At 44.5% G+C, this 22615-nt stretch carries 23 protein-coding genes; 18 read left to right on the top strand and 5 right to left on the bottom strand.

The window, feature by feature from the left end; translation table 11 throughout:
• Positions 1-1133: L,D-transpeptidase family protein (locus VIN08_RS23410; protein ID WP_331970601.1), on the bottom strand; the 1133-nt coding region annotated here is incomplete at its 3' end.
• 107 nt (positions 1134-1240) lie between these two features.
• Positions 1241-1759, bottom strand: coding sequence for a hypothetical protein (locus tag VIN08_RS23405; protein WP_331970598.1), 519 nt, complete (start codon positions 1757-1759; stop codon positions 1241-1243).
• 141 nt (positions 1760-1900) lie between these two features.
• On the opposite strand from VIN08_RS23405, the gene VIN08_RS23400 reads away from it, so the two are divergent.
• The gene (locus VIN08_RS23400; RefSeq protein WP_331970595.1) at positions 1901-3298 is read left to right on the top strand and encodes an MBL fold metallo-hydrolase; all 1398 of its coding nucleotides are present in this window, start codon (positions 1901-1903) and stop codon (positions 3296-3298) included.
• A gap of 15 nt (positions 3299-3313) precedes the next feature.
• Here the strand turns inward: VIN08_RS23400 and VIN08_RS23395 are convergent, their stop codons facing one another.
• The gene (locus tag VIN08_RS23395) at positions 3314-4294 is read right to left on the bottom strand and encodes a 2-hydroxyacid dehydrogenase (protein ID WP_331970592.1); all 981 of its coding nucleotides are present in this window, start codon (positions 4292-4294) and stop codon (positions 3314-3316) included.
• A 189-nt stretch (positions 4295-4483) separates the two neighbouring features.
• On the opposite strand from VIN08_RS23395, the gene VIN08_RS23390 reads away from it, so the two are divergent.
• The 11 genes from VIN08_RS23390 (at position 4484) to VIN08_RS23340 (ending at position 16062) form a co-directional block, all read left to right on the top strand.
• Entirely contained in the window at positions 4484-5116 is a 633-nt protein-coding gene (locus tag VIN08_RS23390) for a hypothetical protein (protein ID WP_331970589.1), read from the top strand.
• Between the two features lie 87 nt (positions 5117-5203).
• The gene (locus tag VIN08_RS23385; RefSeq protein ID WP_331970586.1) at positions 5204-6055 is read left to right on the top strand and encodes a universal stress protein; all 852 of its coding nucleotides are present in this window, start codon (positions 5204-5206) and stop codon (positions 6053-6055) included.
• Positions 6056-6077: 22 nt separating this feature from the next.
• Entirely contained in the window at positions 6078-8522 is a 2445-nt protein-coding gene (locus VIN08_RS23380) for a heavy metal translocating P-type ATPase (RefSeq protein ID WP_331970584.1), read from the top strand.
• The gene (locus tag VIN08_RS23375; RefSeq protein WP_331970581.1) at positions 8489-9787 is read left to right on the top strand and encodes an acetyl-CoA hydrolase/transferase family protein; all 1299 of its coding nucleotides are present in this window, start codon (positions 8489-8491) and stop codon (positions 9785-9787) included. Before VIN08_RS23380 ends, VIN08_RS23375 begins: the two co-directional genes overlap by 34 nt.
• A gap of 3 nt (positions 9788-9790) precedes the next feature.
• Entirely contained in the window at positions 9791-9949 is a 159-nt protein-coding gene (ccoS, locus tag VIN08_RS23370) for a cbb3-type cytochrome oxidase assembly protein CcoS (RefSeq protein WP_331970579.1), read from the top strand.
• Between the two features lie 213 nt (positions 9950-10162).
• Entirely contained in the window at positions 10163-12292 is a 2130-nt protein-coding gene (gene ccoN, locus VIN08_RS23365; protein ID WP_331970577.1) for a cytochrome-c oxidase, cbb3-type subunit I, read from the top strand.
• Positions 12293-12320: 28 nt separating this feature from the next.
• Positions 12321-12515: a cbb3-type cytochrome c oxidase subunit 3 gene (locus tag VIN08_RS23360; RefSeq protein WP_331970574.1), complete on the top strand. Its 195-nt coding sequence runs from the start codon at positions 12321-12323 to the stop codon at positions 12513-12515.
• A 2-nt stretch (positions 12516-12517) separates the two neighbouring features.
• Positions 12518-13456, top strand: a complete 939-nt coding sequence (locus VIN08_RS23355) for a cbb3-type cytochrome c oxidase N-terminal domain-containing protein (RefSeq protein ID WP_331970572.1) — start codon at positions 12518-12520, stop codon at positions 13454-13456.
• A gap of 15 nt (positions 13457-13471) precedes the next feature.
• Entirely contained in the window at positions 13472-14932 is a 1461-nt protein-coding gene (ccoG, locus tag VIN08_RS23350; protein WP_331970569.1) for a cytochrome c oxidase accessory protein CcoG, read from the top strand.
• A gap of 18 nt (positions 14933-14950) precedes the next feature.
• Positions 14951-15379, top strand: coding sequence for a FixH family protein (locus VIN08_RS23345; protein WP_331970566.1), 429 nt, complete (start codon positions 14951-14953; stop codon positions 15377-15379).
• Positions 15379-16062: a sulfite exporter TauE/SafE family protein gene (locus VIN08_RS23340; RefSeq protein ID WP_331970564.1), complete on the top strand. Its 684-nt coding sequence runs from the start codon at positions 15379-15381 to the stop codon at positions 16060-16062. The genes VIN08_RS23345 and VIN08_RS23340 overlap by 1 nt, the downstream gene beginning before the upstream one ends.
• Here VIN08_RS23340 and VIN08_RS23335 read toward each other — a convergent pair.
• Positions 16059-17120: a response regulator gene (locus VIN08_RS23335; RefSeq protein WP_331970561.1), complete on the bottom strand. Its 1062-nt coding sequence runs from the start codon at positions 17118-17120 to the stop codon at positions 16059-16061. The genes VIN08_RS23340 and VIN08_RS23335 overlap by 4 nt on opposite strands.
• Before the next feature lie 6 nt (positions 17121-17126).
• Entirely contained in the window at positions 17127-18380 is a 1254-nt protein-coding gene (locus VIN08_RS23330; protein ID WP_331970558.1) for a PAS domain-containing sensor histidine kinase, read from the bottom strand.
• Positions 18381-18526: 146 nt separating this feature from the next.
• Between VIN08_RS23330 and VIN08_RS23325 the strand changes: the two genes are divergently transcribed.
• The 6 genes from VIN08_RS23325 (at position 18527) to VIN08_RS23300 (ending at position 22562) form a co-directional block, all read left to right on the top strand.
• Positions 18527-18925 carry a universal stress protein gene (locus VIN08_RS23325; protein WP_331970556.1) on the top strand — a complete coding sequence of 133 codons (399 nt, stop codon included), beginning with the start codon at positions 18527-18529 and terminating at the stop codon, positions 18923-18925.
• 184 nt (positions 18926-19109) lie between these two features.
• Positions 19110-20291 carry a DUF3570 domain-containing protein gene (locus tag VIN08_RS23320; RefSeq protein ID WP_331970553.1) on the top strand — a complete coding sequence of 394 codons (1182 nt, stop codon included), beginning with the start codon at positions 19110-19112 and terminating at the stop codon, positions 20289-20291.
• A gap of 8 nt (positions 20292-20299) precedes the next feature.
• A complete protein-coding gene (locus tag VIN08_RS23315) occupies positions 20300-20734 on the top strand; it encodes a thioredoxin family protein (RefSeq protein ID WP_331970552.1) in 435 nt (144 codons plus the stop codon).
• A gap of 22 nt (positions 20735-20756) precedes the next feature.
• Positions 20757-21701 carry an FAD:protein FMN transferase gene (locus VIN08_RS23310; protein ID WP_331970549.1) on the top strand — a complete coding sequence of 315 codons (945 nt, stop codon included), beginning with the start codon at positions 20757-20759 and terminating at the stop codon, positions 21699-21701.
• 2 nt (positions 21702-21703) lie between these two features.
• Positions 21704-21919 (top strand): DUF4266 domain-containing protein, encoded by a 216-nt coding sequence (locus VIN08_RS23305; protein WP_331970546.1) that lies wholly within the window; start codon positions 21704-21706, stop codon positions 21917-21919.
• A 58-nt stretch (positions 21920-21977) separates the two neighbouring features.
• On the top strand, positions 21978-22562 hold the full coding sequence (locus VIN08_RS23300) for a Crp/Fnr family transcriptional regulator (RefSeq protein WP_331970544.1): 585 nt from the start codon (positions 21978-21980) through the stop codon (positions 22560-22562).
• The last annotated feature ends 53 nt before the right edge of the window (positions 22563-22615 follow it).

Here is a 22615-nt window from a genome sequence, read left to right as displayed (position 1 = left end):
GTGTCATGCAGATATACTGCATACGGGTTGTCGAATTGAAATTTGATAACGCCCAGGGAGTTTTCCACTCCTTCACGCTGGCGTAAAGAAACAGGAAAATAGTTAGCGTTAAATTTATTCCAGTCGATACTATCTCTTCGCAGAATTTTTCCGTCACGATTTAATACATCAAAATTATTGCGCTGCAGGAATGTGGTGTCTTTTTGTATCAGCGGGAGATACTCTTCAATAACAATTTTTCTAGGCACATGCCAGTAAGGATAGATGGTGATACACTCGATACGGCTGCTGATCTCCGGAGTTTGCTTCTCCGGTGTTCCTGTAATTATGCGGGATTCTAAAACAAGCGTATCGGCATTTGTTACCTGTAGCAGAAACGAAGGTATATTTACCAATATATACCGGTTTTCATGAATATTATTTTCTTCACGCCAGCGTTCGATATTTATCTCGATAAGCCTGATATGTTTTTGAGGCGTGATGAGATCATTCGTTGCGCCAGCCAATAACAATTGTCTCGTGTTATTGTCAAGCGTATCAATGGCTATCTGCAAGGCAATTTTGAGATTATGATATGCGCGAAAAGCGGGCTCCTGCTCACGCAGAATTTTTTTTATACTCTGTTGCTGCAGGGCTGTTGCTAATACGCCATTCGTAAGAGAATCAATTGTGTAAGGATTTTTGGGAGGTCGTCTTCCGTATTTTAAATCTTTGGCCAACGAAAGAAACGCATCTGTAAGCAGTATATCCAGATGCAAAAGTGATTCTGGCTTGGAGAGATCACGTTCAATAATGTCATAATGATAATTATTGCGAAGCAAACCATAATAGCGGGTATCTCTCAGAAATGATAGCAGCGAATCTGCGCGCTCGGTGCGTATACTTCCGTTAAACCAGACTGCACTGTTTTTTATGGCACTATAGAATTTTCGGGTAGCTTCCGGGCTGTTCAGCTTATGAAAGATTGCATCGATAGAGTCAGGTGGTATATATAAAGGAGTATATATCGCGATCGATTCTGCCGCGACCGGTGTTGGGGTGGGAGAACTGGTAATAGAACGACTGGTATTTCTGCATCCTGTTAATAACAGAAGCAATATGACCAACTGCGGTAAGAAATCATTTTTTATCATAACACACGAGTACAATGGTAAAGGGAGTGAATACCCCCGCGAATGCCAATGACATTTGTCATGATCTGCTCTGAGCCGTATCAGTTATAGCTTGCGCAAGACTAAGTCTAGCGGCTTAGTTTTCGCAGTTTTCGAATGCGTGCCTGTATGGAAGGAATCGGTTCATGTTCCATGCCATTCAGCGTATGCATAAATTGTTCTTTCAATTCCGGATGTTGCAATGAAAGATCATATAGTCCTTGTAATGCATTAACGCGTACGATCTTGCTTTCGTTGGGATTCAATGCCCAATAGTGTAAAGTATTCCATACCTGTTCGCGCTCTTTTTCCAGCAATGTTACCCTGGGCAGCAGTTGCGCTATATGCCATTTCAATTCAATGTGATCGGAAGTCTTCAGTAAACTGAACAGGTGAGCTTTGTGCGGTTGCAGAAATTCAGCACGTGTGCGTGTTATCTTTTCAATAGCATCGGCTGTGCGCATTACCAGCGGACGTTCATGATGAAACAGGAAAGCGAATAGCTCATCGAACGCAGGCTGATCTTTTATTCGCAGAATAATGGCCTGACTCCGCTTGTTGGTGCGAAGATCTTTACCCATCAGCAAATGACTTAGTTCAGAATTCATGATGCTATAGTTGGAATTATGAAACGTTTTCTAAAATATTGCTTTACGGTAAATTTACCTCCTGACGAGAAACATTTCGAAAGATGATCTTCGTCATTCTTACAGGCAGGAGGGAAGTACAACTTTAAAAAAATATACTCTATGAATGTACAGGTAAAATTTCTCGGAGGAGCAGGTACAGTAACCGGTTCGCGTTACCTTCTGGATATAGGTGATTTCAGAATGCTGTTTGATTGTGGTCTCTTTCAGGGATTAAAAGAATTGCGTGTAAAGAACTGGGATGAATTTCCGGTTGATCCGTCTACCATTCATGCAGTAGTGATCAGCCATGCACACATCGATCATACCGGATATTTACCGCGCCTGGTACGAGAAGGATTTTCCGGATCTATATACTGTACGGCTCCTACAGCAGAGCTGATGAAGATTATGCTGATAGATTCCGCCAAGTTACAGGAAGAAGAAGCTTCGTATGCGGCGCATAAAGGATACTCTAAACATAGCGAACCTAAACCGCTTTATACAGCGCAAGACGTAGAGCATGTGTTTCCGTTGGTAAAGACTTATAACTACGATGAAACGATTCGCATTGATAAACGGGCCGATATAGTTTTTCGCGATGCAGGACATTTGCTGGGCTCTGCTATAACAGAAGTGACTGTGCATGGTGATCGTCAGGATAAAAAGATTGTTTTCTCCGGAGACCTCGGACGTTCGCATGATCCGATATTGCATGCACCGGCTGCCATTGAACAGACGGATGTATTATTTATTGAATCCACCTATGGCGATAAAGTCAGTGCAGCATACGATCCGGAAGGTGATTTGCAGCGCATTGTGAATGAAACTTTTCAACGCAAGGGAATTGTACTGATACCGGCATTTGCAGTGGGGCGTACGCAACTTCTTCTGTATTACCTGCGCAAGCTCATGCAGGAAGACAAGATTCCCGATGTGCCGGTATATATCGATAGCCCCATGGCGATTTCTGCCACTTATTTATATACCGGTTTCCCGCAATATCATAAAGTAAATTTCTCTCTGCCTCAGTTGGCAGAAAGCCTGGAGACAAACATGATCGTTTTTACAAAAACGGTGCAGCACTCCAAGGCACTCAATGATCTTAAAAGCAACGCGATCATTATTTCATCGAGTGGTATGATGACGGGCGGACGCATTCTGCATCATCTATACCATCGCTTGCCGCATGAGCAGGATACGTTATTAATCTCCGGATACCAGGCTGCCGGCACACGTGGTCGCGACTTGCTGGATAAGAAACCTTTTATACGCATTTTCGGAACAGAAGTACCGGTGAATTGTAAAATTGAAAATGTAAAATCACTTTCCGGTCATGCCGATCGTGATGAGCTCTTTGCGTGGATGAAAAACTTTACATCAAAACCCAAAACAGTATTTACCGTGCATGGTGAAGATCCCGGTCTTACAAACTATGCGAATAATATACGCAAGCAGTTTCAGTGGAATGTTATTCAACCAAAATACCAGGAGTCGATAGAACTGTTTGATGGTATATAGTGATGAAGCGGGCTGCTATAGTTCGCTTGCAGCCCGCTGCCCCTTTGCCCATGATGCTATAGTTTGTAATGTAGTGCGGGCAATACCGGTTAACGCCTCTTTTGTGAGAAACGCCTGGTGGCCGGTGATGAGTACATTTTTCATAGACAACAGATGTGTATACTGAGTGTCTTTGATAATCTTTCCGCGAAGGTCCTGAAAGAATATTGCTTTTTCACGTTCATATACATCCAGGCAGGCACCGCCAATTTGATTTTGATCAAGCGCATCGAGTAATGCTTCTGTCTGAACGATGGCGCCCCGGGCAGTATTGATCAATATACATCCCGGCTTTATTTTACTGAAGGCATCCCGCGAGAAAAGATATTTTGTATGCTCATTCAGCGGACAATGAAGGGAGATTATATCGCACTCCTTTAGCAGTATATCAAACGGTACATAGCGTATTCCCAAAGAAGAGGCTTCCGGATTTTCTATCGGATCGAAGGCCAGTATATGTGCGCCAAAGCCTTTCATAATGCTGGCGAATGCCATTCCTATTTTTCCGGTTCCTACAATGCCAACCGTTTTGCCATGTATATCAAAACCGGTAAGTATATCCAGCCGGTAGTCCTGCAGTTGTATTAGTAAACGGCTCTCAGCAATTTTTCTGTTTAAAGCCATAAGCAAGGCAACCGCATGTTCTGCTACCGAATAAGGCGAGTACTCCGGTACGTTGGCTATATGTATACCTAACGCGTGCGCCTTTGTAAGATCTACATGATCGTACCCTACAGATCGCAAGGCTATATAGCGGATATTCATGGCCGCTAATTTTTGCAGCACAGGTGCGCTGGCATCATCGGCAGTAAAGATCGCGATCGCTTCGAATCCTTCAGCAAGCTGTGCCGTCTGCAGCGATAAGCGTTGTTCGGTATAAGCAAGGTCGTGTTGCCCTGCTTCTTTTTCCAGGAAAGGTCTTTCGTAGGGATGTGAGCTATAGATCAATACACGCATAAGATAAATGTTGTGATCAAATATAGCGTTGCCGGAAGAGTGGTTTACTGATAATCGTCAGTGGAAGATTTGATGTTCATCACGACCAGATACTTATTGCCGTTATGATATAAGTCATTTTTTATGTTGAGTGGCGTCAGTCATTTCAGAAATAACATCTCCCATATTTATAACTGTATATATTTTGTTATGAGACTGTCGGATACAAGCAAAAAAATATTCAAGCGTATGCTGGTCACGTGTATAATTATTGCTGTGGGGTGGATTGCCTTAACCCTGTGGGTTGAAAGAAGAGGGCCCGCGCGACTCTGGCATTTTTCGGCTACAAAGCCTGTGAAAAATATACTGATCGTTTTTGATCCTGATCCGATCTACAACCTCGATGAGCAGGTATGCCTGAGCATGGGCAAAGCACTAGCAGAAGAAAATATAGACGTTACCATTGCCACGGTAAGAAAGACGGAAGAGATAGATGTTGCCTCGTTTGACGGATTTGTTTTATGCGCCAACACCTATAACTGGACGCCCGACTGGTCGATAACAAATTTTGTAAAGGCAACGGCTGCATTAAAGTATAAACCTGTTATAGCGATAACACTTGGTTCCGGTTCAACGGAGCACGCCCGGCAAGTCTTTAATAAAGTAATTCTGCAGCAAGACGCTTTGCTGATCGATTCCCGTACACTATGGCTGATGCGACCGAATGATGAAAGTCGCATGAAAGAAAATAATGTAGCAGTAGCCAGGTCTATTGCTCATCGCACCGGTATACAACTGGCCGACAGTATTAAATTGTTTCAATCTGTTGCCTTGCCGAAATAACCTGACATAAATCAGTTTTCCGGTTGACCCTTATCAACTCGCTGAGGAAAAATGAAGTATACATTTGATTCATTAAACATCACCGCTATGAAAAAGATACTTGTCCCCTGTGATTTTTCGAAGCCTGCTATAAATGCTTTTCGCCTGGCACTTGATATTGCTCAACAGTCAAAAGGCACTGTGCATTTGCTGAATGTAATTGAACTTCCTGTGATGCACGATACGCTGTTAATGCCTGTACTCAATTTTGAACAGCAGCTATTAAATGAGTTGAAAGAAAAGTCGATCGGTGAATTTGAGAAGCTGATAACAAAATATAATACCAACCAAGTAAAGATAGAACGTGCCGTAGAGTTTGGCGCAGTATCGCAGATGATCATGGATCATGCCGAGAATGAATCCATTGATATGATCGTGATGGGCTCGCATGGTGCCTCCGGTATACGCGAGTTTTTTATAGGCTCCAATGCCGAGAAGGTTGTGCGCAATGCAACAATACCGGTACTGATCACCAAAGGCAACACCAAAGCTTCTATTACCGATATAGTTTTTCCGAATACACTGGAACTCGAAAACCAGGAAGACCTGGTAATGAAAGTAAAGGCGCTTCAGAATTTCTTCAATGCAAAGCTGCATATACTCTGGATCAATACGCCTCTCAATTTTACTTCGGACACTATTACGATGGAGCGCCTGAAAACTTTCGCGAAACGATTTATGCTGAAGGATTATGAAGTGCATGTGTTCAATCATCCCGATGAAGAAGAAGGCATCATCCGGTTTACGCAAATGATCAAAGGCGACCTGATAGCGATGGCTACACACGGCAGAAAAGGTATAGGTCATCTGATGAATGGAAGTCTGGCAGAAGATGTAGTGAACCACACCGATCGTCTTATCTGGACATACAAATTGAAAAGAGAAGAAGTAGAGGCATAACCGGTATATATACCGTTACAAGATGGTTCAACAATCAGCAACAGCATTAAAGTGTTATCACTGCGGGCAAACATGCGATGAGGTTTTTTATATAGGAGAAAAATCTTTTTGTTGTTACGGCTGCAAAACGATATACGAAATATTACAGGAGAACGACCTGTGTGAATACTATACATTTGAGTCAGCGCCCGGTGTTCAGGGTAAATCTTTGGATGATACCTATGCATACCTCGATGATGTTGCTATTCGGAAGAAGGTTGTTGAGTTTGATTCTCCGGATTTTTCGCGTGTGCGATTATTTGTACCAGCGATTCATTGCTCATCGTGTATATGGTTGCTGGAGCACCTGGAGCGACTCAATCCGGGGATAAAAAAATCGGAAGTAAATTTTATTCAGAAGACCGTTGCTATTGATTTCGATCCGCGCACGGTTAACCTGAGCACCGTGGTAAGCCTGATGGGAAAGATCGGCTATGCACCACAAATTATACTGGATAAGGAAGAGAAGAAACCTGCTGGTAATAAAACGCTCGTATTAAAGCTAGCTATAGCAGGGTTTAGTTTTGGCAACGTTATGTTGTTCAGTTTCCCGGAATATCTCGGGCTCGATCATTCTGATGCTGCGTTGATGCGCACGTTCTCGTGGTTAAACCTGGCGTTGGCAGTGCCGGTGTTCTTTTATAGCGCTCGCGATTATTTCACTGCAGCGCTGGCAAGCTTCCGCCAAAAGCAGATCAACATCGATGTGCCCATAGCCCTGGGGTTGCTGGCGTTATTTCTGCGAAGCTCATACGATATAATTTCAGCTACAGGTCCGGGCTATCTCGATTCATTTACCGGGCTCGTGTTCTTCCTGTTGATCGGGCGTTGGTTTCAAAGTAAAACCTACGAGACACTTTCTTTCGAGCGCGACTTCAAATCGTACTTTCCGCTGGCAGTGCATAAATGTGTACCCGCTGGCTGGGAGCCTGTGGTGATATACGATCTGCAACGAGGCGACCAGATACGCATACGCAACATGGAGATTGTTCCCGCTGATAGTATACTGCTGGATGCGAAGGCCTATATCGACTATAGTTTTGTTACGGGAGAATCGCGACCGGTAAAAGTATTGCAGGGCGAGATCGTATATGCGGGTGGCCGACTCATTGGTCAGCCGGTGATATTGGCCGTGGAGCAAAAAACTTCACAGAGTCATCTTACCAGTTTGTGGAATCATGAAGCTTTTCGCAAAGTAGAAGAGAGTAAATATAAAAAGATTATCGACCAGGCCGCACGCAGATTTACCTGGATCGTAATGGGTATAGCATTGATCACAGCTATATACTGGTATATAACAGCGCCATCGTCTATGTGGCTGGTAATTACTTCGGTGTTGATGGTGGCATGTCCTTGTGCGTTGGCACTGGCAGCACCGTTCACCTATGGTAGTATGCTGCGTGTTTTTGGCAGACATAAATTATACCTGAAAAATGCTGATGTTATTGAACGGCTAGCCACCATCGATGCCGTTGTATTTGACAAAACAGGAACGATCACCACAGGGCAAACTCCCTATATAACATTCACCGGTAATTTGTCGGAAGAAGAAACTGCCTGGGTAAAATTACTCACCAGTTATTCTACGCACCCGTTAAGCTCGCTCGTAACAAAATATATACATGCAGGCTGTAATGCCGAAGTATCCGGCTATAAAGAGTTACCCGGTAAAGGTATAGAAGGGATTATAGACGGACATATTGTGCGTGTAGGCTCCTATCTGTTTACCGGGGCCGAACCGATAGAACATACCAACGCTTCGTACGTATTTGTTTCGATCGATCATGCTGTGAGAGGACACTATAGCATTGCTACACCGGTGCGCAAGTATATGAAAGCCATGCTAAAGCGACTCGGACCAAAATGTGTAGCGTTGCTATCGGGCGATAACGACAGCGACCTGGGAAAGATGGAGATGTTATTTCCGTCATCAACCCAGTTCCTGTTCAATCAAAGTCCGCACGATAAACTTGCCTTTATTCGCAACCTGCAGGCACAAGGTAAAAAAGTGCTGATGGTAGGCGATGGCCTTAACGATGCCGGTGCCTTAAAACAGAGTGATGTAGGTATAGCGATCACAGACGACACCGCTGTGTTCACTCCGGCCTGCGATGGTATACTGCAAGGCGACCAGGCCAGTTCGCTCGATTATTTTATAGAGCTGGCGCAAACTTCTACGCATATACTCAAAGCGGCTTTTGCTATATCATTTCTGTATAATGCTATAGCACTTTCGTTTGCTGTTACCGGGCATCTCACACCACTCGTAGCAGCTATACTGATGCCCGTGAGCAGCATTAGTGTGGTAGGATTTTCTTCACTGGCCGTGCGCTATGTTACAAGTCGTAAAATGAATCAACAGTTTTTCATCTTCAATACTCAACTTCGTGCATTATGGAAAAATATATTTCTGGCGAAGCAGCCGTAAAAGCAATCAAATCGGGTAATCGTGTTTTTGTTCATGGCGGAGCAGCTACACCGCATTACCTGTTACGCAAGCTTGTAGACCGCGCACACGAGCTTTACGATGTAGAGCTTATGAGCATCAGCATGCAGGGCGAAGCCTTGTTCACCGCTCCACGCTATAAAGAGAACTTTCATGTTAACTCGCTGTTTGTATCGGCCAATGTACGCGAGGCCGTGAACGATGGTCGTGGCGATTATATACCTGTATTTTTGAGTGAGATACCGAACCTGTTTCGCAGAAATATACTTCCGCTCGATGTAGCGTTGGTGCAGGTATCATTACCCGATAAGCATGGCTACTGTTCCCTGGGAGTATCGGTGGATGTTGCTGCGGCCGCTATAAAAACAGCAAAACATGTTATTGCACAAGTCAATCCGCGTATGCCGCGCACGTTGGGCGATGGCATTGTAAAAATTTCAGACTTCGATGCCGTTGTATATGCCGAGCAGGAACTTCCGGAAGTTGTATCGTGCGAAGATATATCGGAGATCACTATGCGCATAGGCGAGCATTGTGCTTCGCTGGTGGAAGATGGTGCAACGCTGCAAACCGGTATAGGTTCTATACCCGATGCCGTGCTGGCAAGTTTGGGTAATCATAAAGGATTGGGGGTGCATACGGAAATGTTTTCAGATGGAATTATACCGTTAGTAGAGAAAGGTATAATTACCAACCAGTTCAAGCGGAAACATCGCGGTAAGATTGTATCTGCGTTTATGCTTGGCAGTCGTAAGCTATACGACTTTGTGGATGATAATCCTTCGGTTATGATGCTGGGTATAGATTATGTGAATGATACGGCTGTAATACGCACCAATCCGAAAGTAACGGCCATCAACAGCGCTATAGAAGTGGATGTTACCGGCCAAGTATGTTCGGATTCTATTGGCACCTATCATTATTCCGGTGTAGGTGGCCAGATGGATTTTATCCGGGGAGCAGCACTATCAGAAGGCGGTAAGCCGATCATTGCGCTCCCTTCTGTTACGGCCAAAGGTATATCGCGTATTGTGCCGCTGCTCAAACCCGGAGCCGGTGTGGTTACCACGCGTGCGCATGCCCACTACGTTGTAACGGAATATGGTGTGGCGTATCTCTATGGTAAGAACATGCGGCAGCGTGCCAAAGCCCTTATCGAGATCGCGCACCCGAACCATCGCGAAACGTTGGAGCGTGCTGCCTTCGACCGATTTAAAAGTTACGAGTTTGAAAGAACGATCTATTGATATATGACTATTATCGTTTTGCTGATCAGCATCAGTCTTACCATTGCCCTGGTGTTTTTGGGAATTTTCGTGTGGTCGATGAAAAGCGGCCAGTATGACGATACCTATACACCATCCGTGCGTATGCTCTTTGATGATAAAGAGAAGAAGAAAAGTGGATAGTGCGGTGATAAATGAGCCCATCTGCTTTATGGTATATCCTTCCGGGTATACCATTTTTTATTATATGTTGGACAGGTTATTTTCTGTACTGTGCATGCTTTTTTATTTCCTGACATAAATCAGTCTTCCGCCTAACCAAGGTCATCCTCCGTGTTTTGATCCGGCTATACTTTTAGATCTGAAAATATATAGTGGTTCAAACCAAGTAAGTGTATGGAATTGGAAAAATTCAGTTACGACAACAAGATTGTCAAAGCCTTTATTATTGCAACAGTTGTGTTTGGTTTGGTGGGCATGTTGGTTGGTCTTACTGCGGCCATTCAGCTTGTTTACCCGATCTTCAACTTCGATCTGCAGTATACTACCTTCGGTCGCATTCGTCCGCTGCATACGAACGCGATCATCTTTGCCTTTGTAGGCAATGCTATGTTTGCCGGAGTATATTACTCGATGCAGCGTTTATTAAAAACGCGCATGTTCAGCGACAAGCTTAGCTGGATACATTTCTGGGGCTGGCAACTGATCATTGTAGCTGCCGCCATTACACTGCCACTCGGTATAACTACTTCCAAAGAATACGCTGAACTGGAATGGCCGATCGACCTGGCGATTACGGTTATCTGGGTTGTGTTCGGGTGGAACATGATCGGTACCATCATCAAACGCAGAGAGCGACACATGTATGTAGCGATCTGGTTTTATATCGCTACGTTCATAACGGTGGCGGTGCTGCACGTAGTAAACTCTTTCGAGATGCCGGTAAATTTCTTCAAGAGTTATTCCTGGTATGCCGGTGTGCAGGATGCGTTAGTGCAGTGGTGGTATGGACACAACGCAGTGGCATTCTTCCTGACAACACCGTTCCTGGGCATGATGTATTACTTTCTGCCGAAAGCTGCTAACCGCCCGGTATATTCATATCGTCTTTCCATCATACACTTCTGGTCGCTGATCTTCATCTATATATGGGCAGGTCCGCACCACTTGTTATATACTTCACTGCCTGACTGGGCACAATCATTAGGAACTGTATTCTCCATTATGCTGATCGCACCGTCATGGGGTGGTATGCTGAATGGTTTGATGACGTTGCGCGGTGCGTGGGATCGCGTACGCGAAGATGCAGTGTTGAAATTTATGGTGGTGGCTGTTACCGCCTACGGTATGGCTACACTCGAAGGGCCACTGCTGTCGCTGAAGAATGTAAATGCTATAGCGCACTTTACAGATTGGATCGTAGCACACGTGCACGTGGGTGGTCTTGGCTGGAATGGCTTCATGATCTTTGCTATGTTATACTGGGTTGTGCCACGCATGTGGAATACAACACTATATTCTCCGAAGCTTGCCAACCTCCACTTCTGGTTAGGTACACTCGGTATTATTTTCTATGCATTGCCTATGTATGTATCCGGTGTGGTGCAAAGTCTGATGTGGAAAGAATTTAACCCGGACGGATTCCTGGTATATAAGAACTTTCTTGAAACAACCGTACAGATTCTTCCCTTGCATGCGCTTCGTGCTACCGGTGGTGCCCTATATCTCACCGGTGCTATCATCATGACCTATAACCTGATCAAGACAGCCTATAAAGGAAGCTTTATTGCCAACGAAGAAACGGAAGCGGCTCCATTAGCACCAGCCTATATATCTACCAGTGGCGGATGGCATCACCGCGTGCTGGAGCATAAGCCTGTGATATTTACTGTACTCACACTGCTGGCTATATTGATAGGGGGTGCTATAGAAATGGTGCCTACATTTTTACTCAAATCCAATGTTCCTACGATAGCCAGTGTGAAACCATATACTCCGCTGGAAGTACACGGCCGTGATATATATATCCGAGAAGGTTGTGTGAACTGCCATACACAGATGGTGCGACCTTTCCGCTCGGAGACTGAACGTTATGGTGAATATTCAAAAGCCGGAGAGTTTGTATACGATCACCCGTTCCTCTGGGGATCGAAACGCACCGGTCCGGATCTTCATCGCATCAGCGGTAAATATTCCAACAGCTGGCACTACAATCACATGCTTGCCCCGGATGCTGTTTCAACCGGTTCTATTATGCCGGCATACCCGTGGTTGTTTGAGCAGACCGTTAATAAAGATATAACTGCCGATAAGATCGCTGCATTGCGCAAGGTTGGTGTGCCCTACGAAGAAGGTTACGAATCTATAGCGAACGATGATCTCGATAAACAAGCCAGTGAGATTGTAAATACACTAAAGGCTGATGGTATTGAAGTAATGCCCGAGGCCGAGATCGTAGCGCTGATCGCTTACCTGCAACGCCTGGGTAAAGACATTAAAGTAAATGCTACTGCCGAGAATAAATAACTGGTATCACTCCTAAACGTACGCATATATGTATAAAAACATTCTGCAAAACATTGATAACATAGCCGTGTGGCCTGTGATATCCTTTGTCATCTTCTTTCTCTTTTTTCTTTGTCTGCTCTGGTGGGTTTTTACCGCGGATCGTAACGTGATCGATAAACTAAAGAATCTGCCGATGGAAGAGGGAGAGAAAAATTCTTTGTCAAATGCTAAACCGGAATGATCATGAAAAAGATATATATATCCCTGGCAGGCTTTCTGCTGACGACCGCTGCCTGGGCACAAGAGAGCACCGCTGCCAAAACTTTTTGGGATGATCCGATCAATGATCCCATGATGCCGGTATATGCCGTATCGACACTTGTATTTATAGTGTTGCTGCTGGTGGTATTTGTAGCCCTATATATGGTTCGCATTGTAAACATATTGATCGTAGAGTCGGAAAAAGAAAAAGCTGCAAAGGAAGGGAAAGTATATATACCACGGCCTTCGCTGTGGAGCAGTATATCGCAAAAGCTAAATGCTTCCGTGCCGGTTTCGCAGGAGCAGGATATTGATATGGGGCATAGCTTTGATGGTATACGCGAACTCGATAATCATTTGCCGCCCTGGTGGAAATGGTTGTTCTATGGTACCATCGGCTGGTCGGCAGTATACCTGGTAGTATATCACCTGTCTGCATCTTTGCCGCTCTCTACGGAAGAGTATAATACGGAGATAGCCATAGCACAGCAGCAAGCTGAAAAACGCAAGGCATCACAACCGGCTCTTGTTATTGACGAAAGTGCCCTGGAGTATACAGCGGATGCAGAAATTATAGCGAAAGGTAAATCGGTGTTTGTGGGTAACAACTGTGGTGCGTGCCATCGTGCCGATGGCGGCGGTAATACCATTGGCCCGAATCTTACAGACGAATACTGGATACACGGTGGCGGAATAAAAAATGTATTCACTACCATCAAGAATGGTGCTGTTGAAAAGGGTATGCCTGCATGGGGTAAATCGATGAGCTCGCAGGATGTGCGCGATGTAGCATTCTATGTTATGAGCTTGCAGGGAACAAAACCTGCTAACGGAAAATCTCCGCAAGGAGAACAATATATACCCGAACAGAAAGTTGCTCCGATCGATTCTGTAAAAACAAAAGCACAGGCATCGCTATAATATATCCATCGCGTCATGGTAAATACAGAGGAAGTATACCAGTTTGATGAAGAGTTCAGGGATTCTATCGCTACAGTAGATGAGCAGGGCAAGCGGATATGGATATATCCTAAGAAACCTTCCGGGTATTACCATCGCCTGCGTATCGTGGTTACGGTATTTCTGCTGTCGCTTCTTTTTGCCGGACCTTTCTTGAAGATCGGTGGACAGCCGCTCTTGTTGCTGAATATAGTAGAGCGCAAGTTCGTAGTATTCGGACAACCTTTCTGGCCGCAGGATTTTGTTATACTCGCTATAACACTGATCACATTCTTTGTATTTATTATACTCTTTACCGTAGTGTTTGGTCGTGTGTGGTGCGGATGGATGTGCCCGCAGACGCTCTTTATGGAAATGGTTTTCCGGAAGATTGAATACTTGATAGAAGGCGATGCGCCTGCACAACGCAGACTGAATAAAGAACCTCTCACTTTTGAAAAGCTCTGGAAGAAAACAACCAAGCATATAATATTTATACTGATATCACTGCTCATTTCACACACGGTGCTGGCCTATATCATTGGTGTGCAGGCTACCTATGATATTATCAGTCACTCGCCCACAGAGAACATGGCGGGCTTTATAGCGCTGATGGTATTTACCGGTATATTTTATGGAGTATATGCACGTTTTCGCGAGCAGGCATGTATAGCGGTGTGCCCGTACGGAAGATTGCAGGGTGTATTACTCGTGAAGGATTCCATTGTAGTGGCTTATGACTGGCTGCGCGGTGAGCCACGCGGCAGGTTAAAGAAAAATGAAACGGCTGCTGCCGCCAAGCATGGCGATTGTATAGACTGTAAACTTTGTGTGCATGTTTGTCCTACCGGTATAGATATACGCAATGGTACACAACTCGAATGTGTGAATTGCACAGCTTGTATAGATGCATGCGATGATGTGATGCTCAAGATTGGAAAGCCGAAGGGACTGATCCGCTTTGCATCGTATAACTCTATACAGAATCGTATACGGAAGATCATTACCCCACGTGTTATTGCATACTCTGTTGTATTGGTGGCCCTGGTTGGTATACTCACCTTTGTATTGGCAACACGCTCGGATGTAGAAACTACTATACTGAAAGTGTCGGGTACACTCTATCAACGCACCGATGATGGGTATATATCTAACCTGTATAATGTAGAGTTTGTTAATAAAACCTTTCATGAAATATCGTTGGTTGCAAAGGTGGAGTCCCCTGAAGGCGCTATACTGCAACGCGTGGATGGAAAACCCATCGTGGTGCCAGCAGAAGGAATTTTTAAAGGTGTTTTTTTTATCAAGATACCGCGACAGGCATTGCGGGGTGCCCGTACTGTTGTAAGGATCGGTATATACCAGGATGGTGAATTGATCGAGCGTGTGAAAGCAAAATTTATAGGACCGGTAGGGAAATCTTCGGATGTAAAAAGCCGGTTAGAAGATGAAGAGTAAATTTAAATGTATCGCTATATGAATTGGGGAAAATGGATCATCGTTTCGTTTGTATTGTTTGCTGCATTTATAGCTACACTGGTAACGGTATGTATACGGCAGGATGTGAGCCTGGTATCAAAAGATTACTACCAGGATGAATTGAAGTACCAGGATCAGATCACACGCCTGCAAAATACAGAAGCACTCTCGGTAAAGCCTGCCATTATCATTAATCAGAAAGGATTGGAGATTGAGTATGCATTACTATCGCAGATAACACAGGGAGAGTTGATGTTATTCTGTCCGTCCAACCCGCAGCACGACCGAACAATAGTAGTACCTGCTACCAGCGATCGTCTGCTGCTTATACCGGTGGCCGATCTCAATGCGGGTATGTATAAAGCTAGATTTACCTGGTCGATGCAGGGTAAAGATTACTATGTAGAAGAAACCATCAGCATCTGATGCTATATGCAGCGTTGATATTGGGCTTTACCGGCAGCATGCATTGTATAGGTATGTGCAGCCCGTTGGCGATGGCGGTAACAAACCTGTCGCGTAATGCGTGGTTGAATCGCCTGCTATATAACATTGGCAGAATATTTACCTATAGCTTGCTGGGTTTTGCTGCGGCATCAACAGAATCGCTATTGCCGGTGGCACAATATCAAAATATAGTCAGTATACTGTTAGGTGTTATCTTGCTTGTTATGGGTATAGCCGGGGTGAGTGGTATACATATACCGCTGGTGAGCACCGCGCTGGCTAAATTTATAGCGATACTGAAAAAAATATTTGCCCATTACCTGAAGAAGAAAAATACGGGCTCGGTTATACTCTTAGGCGCGATCAACGGATTTTTACCGTGCGGTCTTACGTTCATGGCACTGATGTTTTGCCTCACACTGCAGGGGCCATGGCAGGGATTCAGCTATATGCTGGCCTTTGGTATAGGTACATTGCCGGCTATGCTGGGACTCACTGCTTTGATCAATCCGTTAATGAAAAGATTTCAGTGGAGCGTGCGTCATGTTATAACGGTGCTGCTCATTGCTTCCGGCTGCCTGATGATTGCACGGGTATTTATCGATCACACCACTCATACAATACAACCGGCATCAACAACAGAGATTGTTACCTGTCGTTAACGGGCTACACTCCAGCGTACCACTTTTTCGAGTTTCGCAGGTTGCACGATGCGAATCTTTCCTCCCTCAATTTCAATCAGCTTTTCGTCTTTAAAATCAGAGAGTACACGAATCACTGATTCGGATGCTGTACCCACCATCTTGGCAAGATCATCGCGCGATATCTGAATGTTATCCTTGCTGTCTTTAAGCTGCGTTACTTTTAGCAACGCTTCGGCTGTACGCTGCCGCACAGAATTATAGGCGAGGTTGAGTAATTGTTTTTCTTTCTCGGATACTTTCCTGCACAACAAGGCTATAAATCCTTTCGATACGTCTGGGTGGCTTTGCAATAGCGTTACGAAATCCAGCTTGGGTATAAGTACCAGTTCAGAATCCTGCATCGATACAGCCGATTCGGTATATACATTGCCATCCAGTATCGGTTCGAATCCAAAGAAGTCGTTCTCGTGGTATATATTGGTGATCAGCTCCTTTCCGTCCGGGTGTGCCTTAAATACTTTTACACTGCCTGTTTTAATAAAGTATATATACTGCGGTGCATCGCCTTCAGAGAATACATCGGTTTTCTTTTTAAACACCTTTACTTTTTTATCCTTGCACAGGTCCTTCAGGTTCAGCACCTGCCGCGCATCCTGTATAAAACTGTCGAGGCCTGAAGCACTCGGTTCATACATCATTTGCTGCATCTGGTTTTTACGCAGTCGTGCTTCAATGGCATTAAGCAGGTCGGTATCATCAAACGGTTTTGTCAGGTAATCGTCAGCACCCAGGTTCATGCCTTTGCGTATATCGGTCTTCTCCGTTTTCGCGGTAAGAAAAATAAAAGGTATACCGGCCGTATCCGGTTTCTTGTTCAGTATATGCAACACACCATAGCCATCCAGCTCCGGCATCATAATGTCGCAGATAATAAGATCGGGTTTTTCGCGCTGCGCTATATCTACACCAACCTTGCCGTTTTCTGCAGTTACTACATCATAATTGGCCAGTGAAAGAATTTCCTGGGTATTCTCCCGTACTTCCGGGTTGTCTTCAATAAGCAGAATCTTTTTCATATACTTTTATTGCCAGGGTATAGTAACGGTAAACATACTGCCTTTGCCATATTCGCTGGTAAAGGAAATCGTTCCGTCCAATAAATCTACGTAACGTCTCACAATGTTCAAACCAAGACCGGTGCCTTGTATGTTGCCCGCGTTGCTGGCGCGGAAGAAACGGTCGAACATATGTTTTTGATCGTCTTTGGGGATACCGATGCCTTCATCGCGCACGATGAAAGATATACCGGCAGTTGACCCGCTACATTCGATAAATATACTCTTGCCGGCATCCGAGTATTTGCTTGCATTGGAGATCAGGTTGAAGAGTATATTTCGGAGAATGCGCGGATCACTCGTAAGGTCTGTTGCATCGATGGTGCAGGCTATATTTAGCAACTGGCCTTCTTTTAGGGTGGCTATGATCTCTTCTTTTACCTCGCTGAGAAAATCGCTTACCGGTATAACTTCGCGCACCACTTCAATTTTACCTTCCTCCAGTTTCCCCAAGGAAAGAAAATCATTCAGTATAGCGGTAAGGTGATTAACCGATGATTTTATGCGTGCTATATGTTTGGCTACTTTATCCGGTTCGTTCCGGTCAAGGTATTGCTGCACTAAAGATGCCGAGCTCATTATAGTGCTGAGCGGTGTACGGAACTCATGTGATGCTATCGATACAAATTTGGATTTCAGTTCATTCAACTCGCGCTCTTTTTCCAGTGCCTTGCGCGCTTCTTCTTCTGCTTTTTTTCGCTCGCTGATTTCGTCTTCCAGTTTTACAATGGTTTGGTTCAGTGCTTCGGTGCGTACTTCTACTTTTTTCTCCAGCTCAGCTGCGTAGACGATGAGCTGTTCTTCACTGCGTTTTAATGCTTCTTCAGCTTTTTTGCGCTGGGAGATGTCGCTGATAAACGCCATCACCAGCAATTGACCTTTCATCTTGGTATAGCTGAGACTGATCTCTACCGGAAATTCAGCGCCATCTTTTCGGAGTGCAGTAAGGTCGCGGCCAAAACCCATTCGCCTCGGGTGCGGATCGTTATTAAAGGCTTTACGAAAACTCACATGACCACCGCGATAGCGTTCGGGCAACAGGTATTCGAGTGGCATACCGGTAAGTTCAGAGGCAGTATATCCAAAGATCTGCTCGGCTACCGGGTTGGCAATCTTTATAATTCCGGCCTCATCAACCATGATAATCCCTTCCGACATACTTTGAAATATTTCGCGGAAAGCATCGTCTGATACTTCAGAGTAATTTGTTGCATGAGACATAGTACCGCAATTTAAACACTGGCACCAGATGGTGAAACTATTTCCGATATGATAAAAATCAGTTTGCAGATTGATGGAAGTCCTGAAAATCGCCTGCCTGACCCGCTAAGTTCGTATCCTGAAAAGGCACTATCCTTTCCAATCGTATGTCAAAAACAATTCTTTGTACAATAGATTTCTCAAAATCCTCGCAGCATGCATTGCAATGCGCAGCATCGTTGGCAAAAGAACTGCGGGCACACCTCACTGTGCTCTATACCTACCGTTTGATTACCCGTAACGAAGAAGTATTTCAAAGTAAAAAGAAGATCGAGGAAGAAGCTGCCAAAAATTTTGCTACACTGGAAGACAACATGCTAAAGGACATGGGTATCTCGTATGATTTTAAAACCGAAGTAGGTTTTGTATCCGATCGCATCGAAGCACATGCCCGTAAAACTCCGCTGGGCTTCCTGGTGATCGATAAGAATATGACTATAGAAAGCCGCGAAACATTTGACGACCTCGTGGAAAACATGCGTGTGCCTATGGTAATTGTGCCGTGAGCAGTAGGGTATATACCTATATATTTTTCCTGTTTTCTTTTTCGCTGGCAAATCATTGCTGCATAGCAAACAAAGAAAAAGTACTTTCTGCTTGAACTCAATGGTTACAACCGTTGTTCCTTTCAGAATTTAGAACAGAATTCAATTTAGATTTTTAGCGCTAAAATCGAAAGTTCCCCCATATATGCTTCGTTTATCACTTGCAGCCTTTGGTATCTATTTTTCAACGCTTGCCGCGTTTTCGCAGTCACTCCAGGATTCATCAGTCTATAAAAACCGGAAGTTAAAACTGGATGAAGTAAACTTTGTATCGAGTTATTACAAACAGGATGGAAACAATTCGGCTGTTACCGGAGGTATAGGCACCGAAAAGCTGACGGACTTTGGTACAACGATCGATGTAAAGTTTGCCAAATACGACAGTCGTTTTAGAAAGCATACACTTACCGGGGAGATTGGTGTAGACGTTTACTCATCAGCCTCTTCGGATAAGATTGATCCCAATACTATATCCTCCGCTTCTTCGGGCGACAAACGTATATATCCTTCGATTACATATGCTATTGCTAATGAAGCGAAGCGATCTACAATAAGTATCAATGGATCGCTCTCTACCGAGTTCGATTACTTCTCGAAAGGTATAAGCCTCGGATGGTCTAAATTATCGAAAGATAAAAACCGCGAGTTCAGCGCGAAGGGGCAAGTGTTTCTCGATACATGGAAAGTTATACTGCCTATTGAGCTTCGCGGAAGTAACAGCCTTGAAGGTAACAAGCCGCGGGATTCCTATAGTGCTTCCTTTACTCTGAGCCAGGTGCTGACCAGGCGCCTGCAGGTGTTATTTCTGGCAGACTTTGCTTATCAGAAAGGACAACTGGCTACTTTATTCCACCGGACGTACTTTACCGATGGCAGTCATAAAGTAGAGCACTTACCGGACACGCGTAAAAAACTGCCACTGGGTATACGCCTGAATTATTTTCTGGGCGATAACATTATCATTCGTACATACTATCGCTACTATAAAGATGACTGGGGTTTGCAGGCAAACACATTCGAGGTGGAAGTGCCGGTTAAAATTACTCCGTTCTTTTCAGTCAGTCCGTTCTATCGCCACTATCAGCAGGATGGTGTGAAATATTTTGCAGCATATCAACAGCATGATCTGAGTGAAACATATTTTACCAGCGACTACGATCTGTCTACGCTCACCAGTAACATGACAGGGGCCGGTATACGCTATGCTCCTCCCGGTGGGGTTATGAGCATGAAGAAGTTTAGTTCATTGGAGATACGGTACGGGCACTATAATCGCTCTACAGGTCTGCATGCAGATATCATTACTTTATACGCTAAATTTAAATAATACTATATATGAAGATGTTGGTTGCTTGCCTCTTGTGGCTATCGGTTGTTCCGGCAGAATGGCTTTCCAATATGGACGCTGCCCGTGAAATTGCTACGCGTGAGAATAAATATATACTCCTGAATTTTTCAGGATCGGACTGGTGTGCGCCTTGCATAAAAATGAAGAAGGAAGTTTTTGAGAATGCGGGCTTCGTTTCATTGGCCGATGAGAAGCTGGTGTTGGTGCGTGCTGATTTTCCGCGCTCGAAAAAGAACCAGCTTTCAAAAGAACAGGTTCAGCTGAATGAAGCATTGGCTGAAAAGTATAATCCTTCCGGTAAATTTCCATTTACCGTGTTGCTCGATGCAAACGGAAAAGTAGTTCGCCAGTGGGATGGGTATACTTTCGAGAGTCAGGATAAATTTATAGCGGAGCTTACCAAAACATTGTCGGGGCAGTAATTATATAGCTATATAGGTAAATATGGAGAAGATCGCCACTGCCGGTATATACAAACGAGGATTGAAGCTGATGGGCAATCAGTTTGAATTTTCTGTTGTGGCAGAGGATGAAGCATGGGCGCAGGAGAAGATTGATCAGGCTATAGCAGAAGTACAGCGTATTGAAGCATTACTCACCACCTATAACGATGCGAGCCAGACAAACCAGATCAATGCTATGGCCGGTATAGCACCGGTAAGGGTAGATAAAGAAGTGTTCGATTTAATTGAACGTTCACTGCGCATCTCGGCTCTTACACAGGGTGCATTTGATATTACCTATGGATCAATCGATAAGCGTCTCTGGAACTTTGATCAGACCATGACTAAACTTCCGGACGAGAGAACCGCGAAGGAGATGGTGCGGCTGATCAATTTCAGAAATGTTTTGTTGGATCGAAGTGCATTAACCGTTTTTCTCAAGGAGAAAGGAATGCGTATAGGCTTTGGTGGTATAGGAAAAGGCTATGCTGCCGACTGCGCGAAAGCTTGTATGCGTAAGCAAGGCGTTACTAACGGAATAGTAAATGCAGCAGGCGATCTTACTGTGTGGGGAACGCAACCCGATGGAACGCCATGGACGATAGGTGTTGCTGACCCGGATAAAAAAGAGTTTCCTTTTGCGTCCATGCAAATTACCGATGTATCGGTGGCTACCTCAGGTAACTACGAGAAGTATGTTATGATCGAAGGCAGAAAATATTCACACACCATCGATCCGAAAACAGGGTATCCTGTTCAGGGTATAAAAAGCGTTACCATTATATGCAACAGTGCAGAAGTAGCCGATGCCATGGCAACGCCTGTAATGGTAATGGGAATTAAGGCCGGGCTTCACCTGATCAACCAGGTAAAAGATATAGCCTGTATTATAGTAGATGAGCACAACGTTGTGCATACATCGCGAAACATCAATTTGAAAGAATGATTATGAGAAAATATAGTGTTGCTATTGTATTGGGCGTTATGCTGCTTTCTTCTGCATGTGTGCAAGTAAAGGAATATCAGAAGATGCACCTGAATGATTCGGAGATGGAGCTTGCTGCACGCAAAACGCAAAAGTTCGAAACCAGTTTCCAATTATACCGCGAAGGTGCTTCCGGAGCCAACGGAGGTAAGAATGGCGGTGGCTGCGGCTGCAACTAGCCTCATTCAAAAAATACTGAAGAGAATTTAGTAAACTGCATAACGAATATACCTCGCTATGTCAGCAGACCTGGAAGCTCTACAGAAAGCTATTACACACTTTGCGCCACTCACAGCCGATGCTCTTGATGATTTCACGGCGATATGGTCGACTTACCAGGTCAAACGAAAAGATATCATTACCGCAGCCGGTGAAACAGAGAAGTATCTATACTTTGTAACCGATGGCGTGCAGCGTATTGTTTACTACGATCAGCAGGGTCGTGAAGCAACACTGGTATTTTCGTATGCACCTTCTTTTGGCGGATCGATCAATTCTTTTTTCCTGCAAAAGCCGTCAGCATTTTTTTATGAAGCGCTTACACCTTCGCGCTTTCTGCGTGCCTCTTTCGAAGCGGTTAACAGCTGCATGCAACAACATCCTTGTATTTCGGAAGCGATGCGGTTGGGAATTACGCAGGCCTTCTCTGGTTTGTTAGATCGCATGGTAGAACTTCAATGCTATACTTCAGAAGAAAAATTCAGGCAGTTGTTAAAACGGAGTCCGCATATACTTACACTCGTGCCGCATAAGTATTTGGCCAATTATCTTGGTATTGATCCTACCAATTTCAGTAAACTCATAAATTCTGTGCGCATCTGATAATCTTGGTAAATACCAAAAATGATGCATAAGCGGATTGTCATTTTTGTGAG

It is taken from the genome of Ohtaekwangia sp. (genome assembly GCF_036568665.1).
In the GTDB taxonomy this organism is placed as follows: domain Bacteria; phylum Bacteroidota; class Bacteroidia; order Cytophagales; family Cyclobacteriaceae; genus Ohtaekwangia.
Note: the sequence above shows the minus strand (reverse complement) of the source record. Positions and strands in the feature narration are given on the sequence as shown.